Source organism: Gordonia sp. CPCC 205333 (assembly GCF_048537885.1).
In the GTDB taxonomy this organism is placed as follows: domain Bacteria; phylum Actinomycetota; class Actinomycetes; order Mycobacteriales; family Mycobacteriaceae; genus Gordonia.
Window position 1 is genome coordinate 407,193 of record NZ_JBCLVI010000003.1, and the last position, 15,433, is coordinate 422,625.

The 15,433-nt window shown below is 63.2% G+C and carries 15 protein-coding genes; 10 read left to right on the forward strand and 5 right to left on the reverse strand.

Features of this window, described 5'->3' with window-relative positions; all coding sequences use genetic code 11:
• Positions 1 to 70: 70 nt before the first annotated feature.
• Both AAFP29_RS12115 and AAFP29_RS12120 read left to right on the forward strand, forming a co-directional pair.
• Positions 71 to 445 carry an OB-fold nucleic acid binding domain-containing protein gene (locus tag AAFP29_RS12115; RefSeq protein ID WP_419217617.1) on the forward strand — a complete coding sequence of 125 codons (375 nt, stop codon included), beginning with the start codon at positions 71 to 73 and terminating at the stop codon, positions 443 to 445.
• 112 nt (positions 446 to 557) lie between these two features.
• Positions 558 to 1,199, forward strand: a complete 642-nt coding sequence (locus tag AAFP29_RS12120; RefSeq protein ID WP_419218084.1) for a DUF3159 domain-containing protein — start codon at positions 558 to 560, stop codon at positions 1,197 to 1,199.
• A gap of 27 nt (positions 1,200 to 1,226) precedes the next feature.
• Here AAFP29_RS12120 and AAFP29_RS12125 read toward each other — a convergent pair whose 3' ends face one another.
• Together AAFP29_RS12125 and AAFP29_RS12130 are read right to left on the reverse strand one after the other, a co-directional pair.
• Positions 1,227 to 1,886 (reverse strand): potassium channel family protein, encoded by a 660-nt coding sequence (locus tag AAFP29_RS12125; RefSeq protein ID WP_419217618.1) that lies wholly within the window; start codon positions 1,884 to 1,886, stop codon positions 1,227 to 1,229.
• A gap of 52 nt (positions 1,887 to 1,938) precedes the next feature.
• Entirely contained in the window at positions 1,939 to 2,604 is a 666-nt protein-coding gene (locus tag AAFP29_RS12130; protein WP_419217619.1) for a potassium channel family protein, read from the reverse strand.
• A 151-nt stretch (positions 2,605 to 2,755) separates the two neighbouring features.
• Here AAFP29_RS12130 and AAFP29_RS12135 point away from each other — a divergent pair, with 151 nt between their 5' ends.
• From AAFP29_RS12135 to AAFP29_RS12160, 6 genes are all read left to right on the forward strand, one after another.
• Entirely contained in the window at positions 2,756 to 4,765 is a 2,010-nt protein-coding gene (locus AAFP29_RS12135) for an APC family permease (RefSeq protein WP_419217620.1), read from the forward strand.
• A complete protein-coding gene (locus AAFP29_RS12140; RefSeq protein ID WP_419217621.1) occupies positions 4,762 to 6,069 on the forward strand; it encodes a class I SAM-dependent RNA methyltransferase in 1,308 nt (435 codons plus the stop codon). Before AAFP29_RS12135 ends, AAFP29_RS12140 begins: the two co-directional genes overlap by 4 nt.
• 163 nt (positions 6,070 to 6,232) lie before the next feature.
• Positions 6,233 to 8,161: a 1-deoxy-D-xylulose-5-phosphate synthase gene (gene dxs / locus AAFP29_RS12145; RefSeq protein WP_419217622.1), complete on the forward strand. Its 1,929-nt coding sequence runs from the start codon at positions 6,233 to 6,235 to the stop codon at positions 8,159 to 8,161.
• 81 nt (positions 8,162 to 8,242) lie between these two features.
• Complete coding sequence (locus AAFP29_RS12150; protein WP_419217623.1) at positions 8,243 to 9,202, forward strand: DoxX-like family protein; 960 nt, start codon at positions 8,243 to 8,245, stop codon at positions 9,200 to 9,202.
• Positions 9,199 to 9,879, forward strand: a complete 681-nt coding sequence (locus tag AAFP29_RS12155; RefSeq protein WP_419217624.1) for a DUF4166 domain-containing protein — start codon at positions 9,199 to 9,201, stop codon at positions 9,877 to 9,879. The genes AAFP29_RS12150 and AAFP29_RS12155 overlap by 4 nt, the downstream gene beginning before the upstream one ends.
• Before the next feature lie 103 nt (positions 9,880 to 9,982).
• A complete protein-coding gene (locus AAFP29_RS12160) occupies positions 9,983 to 10,207 on the forward strand; it encodes a hypothetical protein (RefSeq protein WP_419217625.1) in 225 nt (74 codons plus the stop codon).
• A gap of 60 nt (positions 10,208 to 10,267) precedes the next feature.
• Here AAFP29_RS12160 and AAFP29_RS12165 read toward each other — a convergent pair whose 3' ends face one another.
• Positions 10,268 to 11,545, reverse strand: a complete 1,278-nt coding sequence (locus AAFP29_RS12165) for an HRDC domain-containing protein (RefSeq protein WP_419217626.1) — start codon at positions 11,543 to 11,545, stop codon at positions 10,268 to 10,270.
• A gap of 3 nt (positions 11,546 to 11,548) precedes the next feature.
• A complete protein-coding gene (locus AAFP29_RS12170; RefSeq protein ID WP_419217627.1) occupies positions 11,549 to 12,169 on the reverse strand; it encodes a DUF3000 domain-containing protein in 621 nt (206 codons plus the stop codon).
• A gap of 101 nt (positions 12,170 to 12,270) precedes the next feature.
• Here AAFP29_RS12170 and hemE point away from each other — a divergent pair, with 101 nt between their 5' ends.
• Entirely contained in the window at positions 12,271 to 13,326 is a 1,056-nt protein-coding gene (hemE, locus tag AAFP29_RS12175) for a uroporphyrinogen decarboxylase (protein ID WP_419217628.1), read from the forward strand.
• Entirely contained in the window at positions 13,323 to 14,678 is a 1,356-nt protein-coding gene (locus tag AAFP29_RS12180; protein ID WP_419217629.1) for an FAD-dependent oxidoreductase, read from the forward strand. The genes hemE and AAFP29_RS12180 overlap by 4 nt, the downstream gene beginning before the upstream one ends.
• Here the strand turns inward: AAFP29_RS12180 and AAFP29_RS12185 are convergent.
• Positions 14,675 to 15,334 carry a TetR/AcrR family transcriptional regulator gene (locus tag AAFP29_RS12185; protein WP_419217630.1) on the reverse strand — a complete coding sequence of 220 codons (660 nt, stop codon included), beginning with the start codon at positions 15,332 to 15,334 and terminating at the stop codon, positions 14,675 to 14,677. The genes AAFP29_RS12180 and AAFP29_RS12185 overlap by 4 nt on opposite strands.
• Between the last annotated feature and the right edge of the window lie 99 nt (positions 15,335 to 15,433).

Here is a 15,433-nt window from a genome sequence, read left to right on the forward strand (position 1 = left end):
GCCGTTAGGAGTGCCGGTAAGCCCATCGCGTACTCAACGAACAACGAACTGATCGCCCCGGGAGGGTGGGATGGCTGCAACTGGTTATCTGAAGCGTTTGACGCGGAAACTGGTCGAGGATCTCGACACCGCGGACGCTGAAGAGATCGCCTCTCAGTCGCGTGCGCGCGGTGCGCAATGCGCGTCGGAGTGTTCGCGCGGCGAAGAGGTGAATATTCACGGCGAGTTGCGTTCGGTACAGACCTGCTCGAAGGCCGCGCATACCGGCGTCAAGGCCGAATTCTTCGACGGCACCGACACAGTATTGCTGAAGTGGTTGGGGCGCAACAGAATTCCGGGGATCGAGCCCGGCCGTAAGTTGACTGTCCGGGGGCGGTTGGCGCAGCAAGACGGTGAAAAGGTCATCTACAACCCGTACTACGAGCTCGACGGTGCCGACGAGTAACGAACCGGGCGCCACCGAACACGAGACCGACCGGGTTCAGTTCGTCGACGATTCCGTACGCCCGGTCGACGACGCCGAGCCCGCGCGAGAGACGGCCACCCTGCTCGAGCAGATGGGCGGTGTCTCCGGCCTGATCTACTCCACGTTGCCGATCGTCGTATTCGTTCCCGCCAACATGATCTTCAATCTGACCGGTGCGATCATCGCGGCGCTGGCATGCGCGATGGTGATTTTCGTCATCCGGTTGGTCCGCCGAGAGCAGTTGAGTCCCGCGATTTCCGGTCTTTTCGGTGTGGCGATCTGCGCGTATATCGCGCATCGGACCGGCAGCGCGAAAGGCTACTTCCTATTCGGCATCTGGGTCACGCTCGTATACGCGGGAATCTTCGTCCTATCGATCCTGGTTCGCTGGCCGCTGGTCGGTGTCGCCTGGAATGCCATCAACGGGAACGGTCACAGCTGGCGTAAACATCGCCCGACCCTAGTGGCTTACGACATTGCAACCGCGTTGTGGGCCTTGGTCTTCGGTGCGCGCTATCTGGTGCAGTCCTCGCTCTACGACAGCAGTCACACCGGTTGGCTGGCGGTCGCGCGGATCGGCATGGGCTGGCCGCTCACCGCTGCCGCAGTACTGGGCACCGTACTTTTGGTCCGCCGCGCCGAACGAGACGAACGTGAACTCGTCGACGTTGAGTCGAATTCCGAATCGGAGCCCAACGCCGAGTCTGGGCCCGACGTTAAGGCGGGCCCCTAGAGGGTTTGACGCTAGCTGGCTTTGACGCTAGCCCAGTTCCATCGCGGTATGCAGTTCAGCCTCAGCTTCGACAGGTGCGATGAAGACAAGTTCATCGCCACCTTCGATGGGGTCATCGCTCTGTGGCACGATGACCCGTCCACCACGCAGGATGGTGACCAACGCGGCGTCGCGGGGCAGTTTCAACTTCCCGACCGGACGGCCGGCCAACGGGGTGTTGTCGGGCAGGGTCAGTTCGACGAGATTCGCCTGGCCCTGACGGAATGTCATGAGCCGCACCAGATCTCCGACTGAGACCGCCTCTTCGACGAGCGATGCGAGGATCCGCGGTGTCGATACGGCGACGTCGACGCCCCACTCCTCACCGAAGAGCCATTCGTTGCGCGGATCGTTGACGCGCGCGACGACACGATTGACCGCGAATTCGGTTTTGGCGAGCAAACTGATTACCAGATTGGCTTTGTCGTCGCCCGTCGCGGCAATCATGACGTCGTAACTCTGCAGGTCGGCCTGTTCCAGATTGGTCAACTCACATGCGTCGCCGAGCAGCCACCGCGCGCCTTCGACGGATTTCTCGTCGATATGGTCGCGATCGCGTTCGATCAAGGTGATTTCGTGAGAGTTGACTAGCAATTCGCGGGCGATCGAACGCCCAACGGCTCCTGCTCCGGCGATGGCGACTTTCATCGACTTCCCACCCGTTCTTTCGTCATTCGGTCGCTGGGCGTTGGACCGGTTGTCATTCGGCGATCTCCCGCGGGGCAGCGGCGAGGGCGCGTGCGTTGGCCACATTGTCGGTCAACACGGCGGCGAAGATGAGGTCGTCCTGCTGCAGGACGGTCTTGACATCGGGCAGGATGGTCCGACCGACCCGCTCGAGGAATGAGACGCGAGCTCCGGTCAACTCCTGGAATTTGCCGACCGTGGTGCCGATCCAGGACTCGTGGATATCGAGTCGGATGATGACGAGCGCACCGGACGGATCTCGCCACTCGGCGGTCGTCGACGTTTCGCCGAGTTCGGATACAAAGCGCTCGGTGGTCCACGGAACCGTCGCGACAGTCGAAATGCCAAGGCGCTCATAGACTTCCGCGCGCCGGGCATCGTAGATGCGAGCGACGACGCGTTCGACGCCGAAGGTTTCGCGGGCGACCCGTGCGGAGATGATATTGGAATTGTCACCAGAGGACACCGCGGCGAACGCGTCTGCCGACTCGATCCCCGCGCGCACGAGGACGTCGCGGTCAAAGCCGACGCCACGCACCTTGGTTCCAGTGAAATGGGGGCTTAGCCGGGCGAATGAGACTTCGTCCCGGTCGATTATCGCCACCGAATGTCCACGCTTTTGCATTGCCATGGCCAGCGACGAACCGACGCGGCCGCACCCCATGATGACTACCTGCACGCCATGACCGTACCCGATCGATGCCGCCGGCAGTCGGGATGTCTGCGACGACGTCCGGCGTGCCGGATCTGGGTGATTGATGCTGACCAATGTCGGCTATCGATCGGGGTGGCGATGGCGGTGCGGCAGCCCAGGCCCTAGTGTTTGCTGAGTGTCCACACTCTCCACGGTGTCGGTAGCGACCAAACGGCTGCTGCTCGGACGTCCGTTCCGCAGTGACAAACTCGGTCATACGTTGCTGCCCAAGCGCATCGCGCTGCCGGTCTTCGCGTCCGATGCGATGTCGTCGGTTGCTTATGCTCCGCAGGAAATCTTCTTGGTGCTGTCGGTCGCCGGACTGTCCGCCTTCGTCTACGCGCCGTGGGTCGCGGTCGCCGTCGCGCTCGTCATGGTTGTCGTCGTCGCGAGTTATCGCCAGAACGTTCACGCCTATCCATCGGGCGGCGGTGACTATGAGGTGGCGACGGTCAACCTTGGCCCCAACGCCGGTCTCACTGTCGGCAGCGCGCTACTGGTCGACTATGTCCTGACGGTCGCCGTCTCGATCTCGTCAGCGATGGAGAATATTGGCTCGGCGTCATCGCTGGTGCATGACAACAAGGTGTTCTTCTCGGTGCTCGCGATCGCACTGATCGCGGCAGTGAACCTGCGCGGTATCAAGGAATCCGGTGCCCTGCTCGCCATCCCCACCTACCTGTTCATCGTGAGTGTGGCGGCAATGCTGGTCTGGGGTGCCATCGATATCGTGTTCGGGGAACCGATCCGCGCGGAGAGCGCGGGCTTTGAGTTGCGTGCCGAAGACAGTCACCTCGTCGGATTGGCATTCGTCTTCCTGCTCGCGAGATCATTCTCGTCGGGCTGTGCCGCGCTCACCGGAGTGGAAGCCATCAGCAACGGCGTGCCAGCCTTCCGTAAACCCAAGTCGCGTAACGCGGCGACGACGCTGCTGTTGCTTGGCAGCTTCTCCATCGTCCTACTACTGGGACTGGTCCTGATGGCGCAGGAAGCCGGCGTCAAATACGTCGCCGATCCGGCGAAGGATTTGATCGGAGCGCCTGACGGGTATCAGCAGAAGTCGATGATCGCGCAGTTGGCCCATGCCATCTTCGGCGGATTCTCGCCTGCGTTCTATGTAGTTGCCGTTGCTACCGCGCTGATCCTGATGCTCGCGGCCAATACCGCCTTCAACGGATTCCCCGTCTTGGGTTCGGTTCTGGCGCAGGACCGATACCTGCCTCGCCAGATGCATACGCGCGGCGATCGGCTGGCATTCTCCAACGGCATCGTATTTCTGGCAGTCGCCGCGATCATCTTTGTCGTGGCGTTCGGTGCGGAGGTCACTGCGCTGATCCAGCTGTACATCGTCGGGGTATTCGTTTCCTTCACCCTTAGTCAGACCGGCATGGTCCGGCATTGGACGCGACACCTGCGGACCGAAACCGATCCACGGGCGCGTAAGCGGATGTACCGATCCCGGATCATCAACGCGATCGGTTTGGTGATGACCGCGACGGTGCTGGTGATTGTGCTGATCACCAAATTCGCGGCGGGGGCGTGGATCGCGATAGTCGCGATGGTGATCTTGTTCGCCATCATGAAGCTGATCCATCACCACTACGCGACGGTGCAGGTCGAATTGGATTCGGCGGAAGACGACGAGGTGTTGCCCAGCCGCACACATTCCATCGTGCTGGTGTCCACGCTTCATCTGGCAACCAAGCGGGCCATTCGATACGCACGCGCGACGCGACCGGACACCTTGGAAGCGATCACCGTCAATGTCGATGACCGCGATACCCGAAAGTTGGTGTCGCAGTGGGAGGCCAGCGATATCACCGTGCCGCTCAAGGTGATCGCGTCGCCCTATCGAGAGATCACGCGGCCGGTTATCGACTATGTCCGGCGCGTTCGTCGGGAGTCGCCGCGCGACGTCATCACCGTATTCATTCCGGAGTACGTGGTCGGGCACTGGTGGGAGCAGATTCTGCACAACCAGTCGGCGCTACGCCTCAAGGGGCGATTGCTCTTTGAGCCCGGAGTGATGGTGACGTCGGTTCCATGGCAGTTGACATCATCGGATCGCCGTAAAAACCACGACGCCGTGTACACCGCGCCGGGCGATGTGCGCCGTGCGCTCGGCGACATCTCCGATCACCGGTGAGCACTGCGGATGCGTCGCGCGGCGCATGGTCGGGACGAGAAGTGGAACTTGCGTTGGATCGATTGGCCCATGGTGGTGCGGGGGTCGGGCGAGTGGACGGCCGTGTCGTCTTCGTCCGGGGCGGATTGCCTGGCGAGCGTGTGCGCGCCGTCGTCGTCGACGACCGCAAGGCCGCGTTCTGTCACGCGGAAGTAGTCGAAATTCTCGAAGCGAGTCGCCATCGCATCGACCCGGCATGTCCGGCGGCAGCGGCCGGTGCGGGTTGCTGTGACCTGTCGTTTGCGACCCTCGAGCACGTCCGGGAGTTGAAGGCACAAGTACTGGGTGACACGCTGGCTCGGGTGGGCCGATTGCCCGACGTCGACGTGCGGGTGCGACCGTTGATCGACCCCGACGACGGTTCGCAGTGGCGGGTCCGCGCGCGGTTGAGCGTCGACGGCCAGGGGCACCCGGGTTTCCATCGGCACCACGACGCTCAGATTGTCACCGAGCCGTGTATCGCGCTGCATCGCGAGATGCATTCGACCGTGCACGACTACCGGTATCAGCCAGGCAGCGAAGTCGTCGTCGTACGCGATGGCCGCGAGCAGGTACACGTCGTCGAGCTGGCCGAGGATTCGCCACCGTCGGCGCAACGTCGGACGCCCGGCCGCGCGCAAGCGCAGCGACATCGGGCCAGGGCGCAGCGTCGAAGTACACACTTGATCGCGGGATCGTCGACGGCGTTGTTCTCGGTCGGTTCGCGCGAGTGGGAGATATCGTCGACCGGATTCTGGCAGGCACATCGTAGGGCTCCGCAGGTCTACTCAGACACTGTTGTTGAGCTGGTCCGAGCGCATCACGGGTTGGCCGACGGTGCGACGGTGTGGGATCTGTACGGCGGTGTCGGCGTGTTCACCGCTGGCCTGCTCGATGCCGCTGCGTCGAGCGGTGTCGAGTTGGGACAGGCGCACGTGGTTGATACCGATGCTGCCGCATTGCAGGCCGCGTCGGCCACGTTGGGTGACTCGCGGGCCAGCGTTCACCGCGGCGCGACATTGGCCGTGGCGGGGACTTTGCCAGCGCCGGATGTCGTCGTGCTTGACCCTCCGCGCAGCGGCGCCGGACGTGATGTGATCGAAGCGGTGGCGGCCGCCGATCCGAGTGTCATCGTCCACATCGGGTGCGATGTCGCCGCGTTCGCACGGGATGTGGGACTGTTCGCCGACCGTGGGTACCGAGCGGTAGAGATTCGCGGCTTCGATGCCTTTCCGCGGACGCATCACGTCGAGGCGATCGCCGCGCTGGTGCCAGTGTCTGGTTGATCACCTTCCCGGGCCTCGAGCGACAGATGCACCAGACCGGGAAGGGTAAGTCCGTAGACTAACCACAAACTAAGGCGACGCCGCCAAGACTGCGTCGTAGCGACGAGTGGGACCGCCGACCTGGGATGGGTAGCCGGGCGGGGACCGATGAGGAGGATAGGCAATGAGTGTGCTGGACACGGTCAGCTCACCGGCCGATCTGGCTGGACTGGACCAGCAGCAGATGACCGAACTGGCACGCGAGATCAGGGAATTCCTTATCGACAAGGTGGCCGCCAGCGGCGGTCACTTGGGACCCAATCTCGGCGTTGTAGAACTGACTCTCGCCATTCATCGCGTATTCGATTCACCTCATGATCCAGTGGTCTTTGACACCGGTCATCAGTGTTATGTGCACAAGATCGTCACTGGGCGCCGGGACGGTTTCGATCAACTGCGCCAGCGCGGTGGGCTGACCGGATACCAGGAACGCGCCGAGAGTCCGCACGACTGGGTCGAGTCCTCTCACGCCTCGGCGGCACTGTCGTATGCCGATGGCCTCTCCAAGGCCTTCGAACTGCGCGACGAGGATCGGACGGTGGTCGCCGTCGTGGGCGATGGTGCCCTTACCGGCGGAATGTGCTGGGAAGCATTGAACAATATCGCGGGCGCGCGGCGACCCGTGGTCATCATCGTCAACGACAACGGTCGGTCGTATGCGCCGACCATCGGCGGGCTCGCCCAGCATCTGTCTGGTCTGCGACTGCAGCCTGGCTACGAGAAGTTCCTCGACGATAGTCGTCGGGCGCTCAAACAGGTGCCGATCGTCGGTCCGCCGACCTACGCGGTGCTGCACGGGATGAAGAGTGGATTGAAGGATCTTCTCGCGCCGCAGGCGATGTTCACCGACCTCGGCCTGAAGTACGTCGGCCCGGTCGACGGCCACGACGAGGAGGCTCTCGAGGCGGCGCTGCGTTCGGCGAAGTCGTTCGGCCGGCCGGTGATCGTGCACGTGGTGACCCGCAAGGGGATGGGGTATGCGCACGCCGAGAATCACGAAGCTGACCAGATGCACGGCATCGGGGTGATCGATCCCGCGACCGGTCGATCGAAATCGGTTGCGGCACAGGACTGGACTTCAGTCTTCTCCAGTGCGCTGGTCGAAGCGGGTGGTCGGCGCGACGACGTCGTCGCGATCACCGCGGCGATGGCCGGACCGACGGGACTGGCACCATTCGGCGAGCGTTTCCCGGATCGACTCTTTGATGTGGGCATCGCCGAACAGCACGCGATGACGTCGGCGGCCGGCTTAGCGCTCGGTGGTATGCATCCAGTGGTGGCGATCTATTCGACATTCCTCAATCGGGCATTCGACCAGATGCTGATGGATGTCGCGCTGCTGAAGTTGCCGGTAACCATAGTGTTGGATCGGTCCGGTGTCACCGGCCCCGACGGGCCGAGTCACCACGGGATGTGGGACCTGTCGCTGATGTCGATCGTTCCGGGGATGCGGGTGGCCGCGCCCCGTGACGCGGTGCGCTTGCGCGAGGAATTGGACGAAGCGCTCGCCGCCGACGATGGTCCGACCGCGTTGCGATTCTCCAAAGGCGCTGTGCCGGAGGATATTCGGGCGACACGGCGACTCGACGACGGAGTAGATGTGTTGCATCAGGCGCGCGCCGTCGGTGGCGCGCTATCCGGTGATGTGTTGATCGTCGGCGTCGGAGCGTTCTGCGGATTGGCTGTTGACACGGCCGAACGGTTGGCGCAGCAGGGGATTGAGGCGACCGTTGTGGACCCTCGGTGGGTTCTGCCGGTACCGGAGTCGCTTGCCGATCTCGCACGCAATCATCGGTTAGTCGTCACCGTTGAAGATGGCTTGGTTGACGGTGGTGTGGGCTCGGCAATCAGTGACTTGCTGTCAAGCAGTGGTGTTCATATCCCAGTGGTGCGCCGCGGGGTCGACAAGCGCTTCATTGAGCACGCCTCGCGCGGCGAGATTCTGGCCGACCTCGGGTTGACCGCGCAGGATCTTTCGCGTGCGATCACCGCGACGGTGTCGAGTATGTCGCCCGCCGCGCAGGTGAGTATCGATGAGCCTGCCGGCCGCTAGGCGGCAACTCGTTGTTGACCGAGTGTCTGTCAGCTGTCCGGCCGATGTCTCGCCCGAGCCTGACGGTGTTTACTGGCGATTGTGAACTCCGGCCTCAAATCGCGAATGCGTCGTCGTAAGCCGATCTACGTGGAGTCGCTGATCCGCACCTCAATGGACGCACTGTGGGATGCCACGCAGGATCCGAAGCGGCATAGTCGCTGGGATCTGCGCTTCGGCGAGATCGAATATTTGGCGAAGGTCGACGGAGAGCCCCAGCAATTCCGTTATGCGACAACCGTAATACCTGGATTCACGGTCGCGGGCACCGGCGAAACTCTGGGCGATCGCGATCGCCCAGATGGCACCCGTTGGTCCGGATTGAAGTTCTGGGCCGACGACCCTCGATCAATAATTAAGTCCGGAGCAGGCTACTGGCGATATGTCCCGACCGACGGCGGGATACGATTCCTCACCCGCTACGACTATCGCCCGCGATGGGGACCGATAGGTGAATGGCTCGACAAGGTTGCGTTCCGGCCGTTGTTCGGCTGGGGTACCGCCTGGAGTTTCGATCGTCTTCGTCTCTGGCTGGAAGAAGGTATACCGCCAGCGACATCACGCAATACCGCGCTAGCCCACGCGACTGCGACCGGTTCATTGGCGGCCATCTGGATGTATCAGGGACTGATTCCCAAGCTGATCTTCGCCGACGAGGACGAGCGGATCTTCTGGTTGCGGCGGGGGTACTCGAACCGCGCGGCGGCGGCTGTGGTCCGCGTGATCGGAGTAGGTGAGCTGGCGTTCGGCGGAGCGGTCGCTGGCTGGTCAGACCGCAAGTGGCCGTTCGTGATCACTGCCGCGTCGATGCCGCTGCTGGCCGCCGGAGCCTTCGGTACTGAGCGGAAACTGTTCGCTCGCGCGTTCAACCCAGCGACCCTCAATATCGCTTCGGCAGGACTAGCACTCGTCGCGTTGGCAACTCACGAGGGTCGCCCTTCGGGGCGAACGCCGCTGCGCGATATGCCAGACCGGCAACCCGACGTCGGCGACCTGCCATGACGTCGATCTTCCGGGACGCACTCGGCGATGAATTCGAGCGACTCCATCCAAAGATGCAGTGGCGCTTCGGCTTTTCTTCGGTGGACGGTGTGGCCCATATCGGCCACGGCACAATGGCGCAAGTGTGGCGGGGACCGTTGTGGACGTTGCCGTTCCTGTTACTCGGTTCGACGCGGCGCGTGCTGTTTCCCGGCCGTGGCACCGATATCCCGTTCACCATCGAAAATTATGCGTACGTCGACTCTTTCGGCCGCGAAACCGTGACCTTCGCCAGACGCTTCAGGATGCGGCGACGGATACGTGCCTTCGACGCAACGATGATCATGAGTGCCCAACGCGGCCGCGTCGTGGATTACCTCGGCACCCACCAACATCTGGCCGTAGATCTGGACATCACGGTTGACGACCGGGGTGGAATAACGCTGAACAGCGGTGACCAACGCTTCTACGAGGGAGTGATCGGATTTCGCTTTCCGATGTTGTTCTCGGGAGTCGCGGAGGTTAGCGAGTGGTGGGAGGAAGCGGATCAGAAGTTTCACATCGATGTCGCTGTCCGAAACCGGCGGTTCGGCAAGCTATTCGGTTACCGAGGGACATTCTCAGTGACTGAGCGTCCCTGCTCCGCCGAGGAGATCCCAATCGACGTTCGCCCGATCCGCGAAGAACGCCGTGAATAGTCGTTGAATACTTCGACTCACCGTGCTTCAATCGGCGGCGTTTGCGCATGCCGGCCAGTACGCTGCCCGTGGGTGGGGAACGTCATTTCAGCGAAGGAGAATCATGGCTGTATCGGTAAATCTGGCCAAGGCGCTCGATAAGGCCTATGAAGACAAGGATCTGTCAGAGATCCTTGACGCACCCCCGTCGGCACTCGCGGGTCTCACCGAGAAGCACGACGAGGCGCTGAAAGAATCCTTGAATATCAAGACAATTCGAGATCTCGGCACCAACAAGTACTTCGCGGTCGCCGGCGTTTTGGCCGCTTTGGAAGGCAAGACGGGCTAGAACTGAAGGCCCCCAATGACATTCGGTCCCTCGCATCGTGCGGGGGACCGAAGTCGTTGATCAGCCCGCGGTCTCCCGAAGTTTCACTGCGATGGTTTCGGCGGTCAACTCACGCTGCCACGGGCGGGCGTCACCGATCGTCAATGCCGCATCGACGGCATCGGTCGTGATATCTCCGGCGACGCCGGTCCAGCAGATCTGCCGAACAAGTTCGGGGGCAAGAAGATTCTCGACGGGCAGGTTGTGTTCCTGAGCCAGATCCTTGATAGCGGGGCGTATCACCGCGGCGCGCGCGGCAGCCGGCGGATTGCGCTGATCCCAACGATTCACCGCGGGCAATCCGACCTGCGCTGTCTTCTTCGGCGGCAGTTCGGCATCGGGTAGTTCCCGGGCCCGATTGATCGCCGACCACCAGAGGCTGGCTTGCCGCTTTTGTCGTGGCCCCCCGAAAACCGGGAGTCCGGTCAGCTCCGACATCGACTTCGGATTTGCGGTCGCGGCGGTGACGATTGCCGAATCGGGTAGGATCCGCCCCGGCGCGATATCCCGGCGTGCCGCCATTTCCTCACGGGCCGACCATAATTCACGCACAACCGCGAGGCCACGTTGAGTCTTGATGGAGTGAATATTCGACGTCCGACGCCATCTGTCGGTACGTGGTGGCGATGGCGGTCGACTGAGAATGTACGCGAATTCCTGTGCGGCCCACTCAGATTTGCCGGTCGCCGCCAACTCGTCGGCGATAGCATCGCGCAACTCGACCAGCACCTCGACGTCGAGCGCGGCGTAATTAAGCCAATCGGCGGGTAGTGGTCGTCGCGACCAATCCGCCGCGCCATGTCCCTTCGCCAGCCCCAGCCCGAGGAAGTGAGCAATCATGGCGGCGAGATTCACCCGCGGCAGTCCCAGTAGCCGTCCGGCCAATTCGGTGTCGTACAAGGTGGCGCAGTGGAAGTCGAGTTCGCGAAGACAGGGCAGGTCCTGATCGGCGGCATGCAGAATCCACTCCGGACCATCGAGGGCGTCGATAATCGGTCCCAATGCCTCGGGATGCTCGATCGGATCGATAAGAAAGCTGCCAGATCCCGTGCGTCGCAACTGAATTAGATAGGCACGCGCCGAATACTTGTATCCCGATGCCCGCTCGGTATCCACCGCGATCGGACCGCTGCCGGCAGCCAATTTGGTTGCGGCATCGGCGAAGTCGCCGGGCTGCAGTAGCACCGGCGGCACTCCGTCGCGAGGTTCGGGTAACGGGGTTGGCGCAGGTGCCTCGGCATCGACCGAATTTCCGTCGGCGGTGTCCCCGTCAGCATTGTCGAGTTCTGAGGTCGCCATCGGTTAGAACGACTTGAGTTCGGTGATTCCCAACGGCGGCAGGCCGGCAGCCGAGGAGAGCGCTTCGCTGAACGCCTCCAGATGCGATGCGATGTCGGCACGCGTCGCGGTCCAGGACGCGCGCAGCTCTAGTTGGTGGGCGCGCGGAGGGCCGGCGATGTCGCCGAAGCGTACCGATGTGGTTGAGGTGACCGTGCCGCCGAGGGCGGTGACCTCAGTTGAGTCGGAGTCTTCGCCGACGTCGAGTGCGTCGGTCAACCAACTCCACGCTACTTCCGGAAGCAGCGGATCCATGGCGAGTGCCGCTTCGACTTCGGCCTGAATGTAGGCGACCAACCGGATGCTGCCGTTCCATGCTTCTTGACCATCGGGGTCGTATAGCAGGATCAGGCGGCCGAAGGCGCTGCCCTGCGAATCTGTCGGGACAGAGTCGAGATCAGCGTCCTCGGCTAGCTGGCGCACCTCGGCCCCGACGGCGTAGCTATACGGAGCCAGTCGTTGTGGCGGACGGATCGCACCGACTTCGATTTCCGGGCGCACTCGAGCCGCGTGCAGCGATTCGACGGCCGCGCGAAACTCCGTGGGCTCGGTCGCAGCGCCGCGAGGCGCACCAGAAGTGGTCACCTGCCAAAAATAGGACTCGCGCCGCGCTCGGCGGTGGAGGCGCGCCGTTGTACCAGTTGCCTCGGCGAAATATGGGGTTTCGCGACGGTCGTGGCACAGTAATGGTCGTGGCTCCAGCTAATACGTCATCGAAACCCTTGATCGCCGCGGCAACCGGGGGATCGCCGCGTCGCCGTCCAGTGTGGTTCATGCGCCAGGCCGGACGCTCGCTGCCCGAATACCGGGCGATCCGTGCCGACCGCGGGATGCTCGAATCCTGCTTCGACGCCGCGCTCGTCTGCGAAATCACGATGCAACCGGTCCGGCGCCACGACGTCGATGCCGCCATATTGTTCTCCGATATCGTCGTGCCGCTGAAGGCAGCCGGCATCGACCTCGACATCGTCGCGGGCACCGGCCCGGTCGTCGCACACCCGGTGCGCAGCGCGGACGACGTCGCGGCGCTGCCACGACTCGACGCCGCCGCGGTTGGCTCGGTCTCCCAAGCCGTCGGGCTGATCCTCGACGAATTGACCGATGCGCAGGCCCTGATCGGGTTCGCAGGTGCACCGTTCACGCTGGCCTCGTATTTGATCGAAGGCGGTCCGAGTCGTACCTACGAGAACACCAAGGCCATGATGCACGGGCGCAGCGAGTTGTGGCACCAGCTGATGGCTCAACTCGCTGACATCACGATCGAATTCCTTCGCGTCCAACTCGACGCCGGGGTCCACGCGATACAACTGTTCGATTCGTGGGCCGGCACACTGTCGGTGGCCGACTACCAGACCTACGTCGCGCCGCACAGCGCGCGGGTGCTTGCCGAGGTCGCCGAGTACAACGTGCCCCGGATCCACTTCGGCGTCGGAACCGGCGAATTGCTCGCACCGATGGCCAACGTGGGCGCCGACGTAATCGGGGTCGACTGGCGGGTGCCGCTCGACGAGGCGGCCCGTCGTGTCGGTCCGGGTAAAGCGGTACAGGGCAACCTCGATCCGACGTTGTTGTTCGCCGGGCCAGACGTCGTCGAGGCCGAAGTTCGCCGCATCATCCGTGACGGCGAGAAAGCCATCGACGCGGGCGCCATCGGCCACATATTCAACCTCGGGCACGGGGTGCTTCCGCCGACCGACCCCGACGTGCTGACCCGGACGGTCGAATTGGTTCACCAATTGTGACCGCACGTCTCGCGATTATCGGCGGTGGGCTCTCGGGGCTGGCCGCCGCCTATTTCGCGCGACAGGCGCTGGGCGCCGATGCCGTGGTCGACATCTTCGAGCGCAGCGAGCGTCCCGGCGGGATTTTGCGGTCGGCCTCGGTGGCTGGGCGGCAGGTAGACGTCGGGGCGGAGGCATTCGTCGTTCGCCGTCCCGAAGCTCTGGCGCTGGTCGCCGAATTGGGCCTGGCCGATCAAGTCGTATCTCCGACGGGTCGGCGCCCGGCGGTCTGGGCTAACGATGGCCTGCATGCATTGCCGTCGCCCGCCTTGATGGGGATCCCCGCGAATGTCGCCGCCGTCGGCAATCTGGTCGACGATGCTGATCGCCTTCATATCGACGCTGAGCGACAGCGGCCGATGGACTGGCCGCCGGGAACCGATATGTCGGTCGGCGACCTGGTTGACGACAGGTTCGGCCCGGCGGTCACCGCGCGTAGTGTCGACCCGATGCTCGGCGGGGTGTACTCCAGTTTGTCTGCCGATATCGGTGTGCGCGAGGCGATTCCGGCGCTCGCAGCTCGGCTCGATGCCGGAACGCCCAACTTGACCGATGCCGTCGCCGGTCTACTACCGGCGGCGACCAATACGGCACCGGTCTTCGGTGCGGTGCGCGGTGGTTATCGGGTGGTGGTGGATCGACTGCTCGAAGCCGCTGGCGCGCAATGGCATTCAGGCATTGAACCCGCTCTGATGGGCGGACCGGGCGACTGGCAGGTAGCCGACGTCGGCTATGACGCGGTGATCGTCGCGCTGCCGGCACCCGATGCCGCCTCACTGCTGGCCGATACGGTTCCCGCCGTCGCGGCGGAATTGGGCAATGTCGCGATGGCGGGCTCAGCGGTGGTAGCGCTTGCTCTGCCACCGGATAGTGTGCTTCCGGAGAACTCCGGCGTGTTGGTGGCTACCGGAGAATCGTTGCACGCCAAGGCATTCACGTTCAGCTCACGAAAGTGGCCCCATTACGAGAGCTCCGACGCGACCTGGGTGCGCGCGTCATTCGGTCGCTTTCGGCAGCCGATCGCCGGCGACGATCACACTCTGATCGGCTGGGCGGCAGCGGATCTCGCGCGCATCTGCGACGCCGCGGGCGTGACTGTCGATACTTCGCCGCTCGACGCGGTAGTACAACGTTGGCCGTCTGGTCTGCCGGTATACGCTCCGGGGCATCTGGCGTCGATGAAGCGAGTGTTTGACGCTCGTCCGGCTGGTCTCGGATTCGCCGGCGCCAGCTACCAGGGGGTCGGCGTGCCGGCGTGTATCGCGCAGGCGCGCAAGGCAGTGGATGCCGTAGTCAGCGAAGTGGCGTTCTAAGCGCGCAGCCCAGCGCTGGTGACGAGGGCGAAGTCGGTCATGTCAATGATCAACTGTTCGATCTCGGCTGCGGGCATCGAATTGTTGTTGCGGTCGAGCGCGTCGCTGATCAGATCGAATAATCCGCCGATGACGGCGACCGCCAGCATATGCTGACGCGACTGGTCTCCTGCGTGGCCGAAGTGCTGCCAGACCGACTGGACGAGCTGGGCCGACTCACGTCGGTTGGCTCGTCGCTGACGGTCGATGGTCGGGGAGATTCCAGCGGCCTGGCCGAAAGTGACTATCGCTACGCGGGGATCGTCGAGGAGTGCCGCGACGAGTGTCGCGATTACTTCCCGCGTGCCGTCGGTCTCATCGGCTGACAGCCGGCCAAGTGTCTCGGTGACGGCCCGTACGGCGTCATTTGTGTTGCGCTGCAACAGTTCTAGGTAGCAGGCTTCCTTGGTGCTGAAATGTTCGTAGAAGGCCTTATTGCCGACGAATGCGGTCTGGCACAACGTCTCGATGGAGGTGCCAGCGTATCCGTCGCGTGCGAACAGCTCAAGCGCTGCGTCAAGGATCAACTGGCGCCGTTGCCCGGCCCGCTCAGTTGCGTCGAGTCCTCGGATGCGGCGGCCCGCGGTCTGGGGCTGCGATGAAGCTTTGGCAGTCACAGAGAAGAGTATACGGGCCATTTTGAAACAAGATCTCTTGTTAAGAACATGAGAGTGTGCTGTACTCACTCCCGTGATTCGGAGAGAGCTAGGCCACAT

Coding starts and splice junctions, on each gene's coding strand:
- AAFP29_RS12115 (WP_419217617.1), top strand. CDS start 71: ATGGCTGCAACTGGTTATCTGAAGCGTTTGACGCGGAAACTGGTCGAG.
- AAFP29_RS12120 (WP_419218084.1), top strand. CDS start 558: ATGGGCGGTGTCTCCGGCCTGATCTACTCCACGTTGCCGATCGTCGTA.
- AAFP29_RS12125 (WP_419217618.1), bottom strand. CDS start 1,886: ATGAAAGTCGCCATCGCCGGAGCAGGAGCCGTTGGGCGTTCGATCGCC.
- dxs (WP_419217622.1), top strand. CDS start 6,233: ATGAGTGTGCTGGACACGGTCAGCTCACCGGCCGATCTGGCTGGACTG.
- AAFP29_RS12155 (WP_419217624.1), top strand. CDS start 9,199: ATGACGTCGATCTTCCGGGACGCACTCGGCGATGAATTCGAGCGACTC.
- AAFP29_RS12160 (WP_419217625.1), top strand. CDS start 9,983: ATGGCTGTATCGGTAAATCTGGCCAAGGCGCTCGATAAGGCCTATGAA.
- AAFP29_RS12165 (WP_419217626.1), bottom strand. CDS start 11,545: ATGGCGACCTCAGAACTCGACAATGCTGACGGGGACACCGCCGACGGA.
- hemE (WP_419217628.1), top strand. CDS start 12,271: ATGGTCGTGGCTCCAGCTAATACGTCATCGAAACCCTTGATCGCCGCG.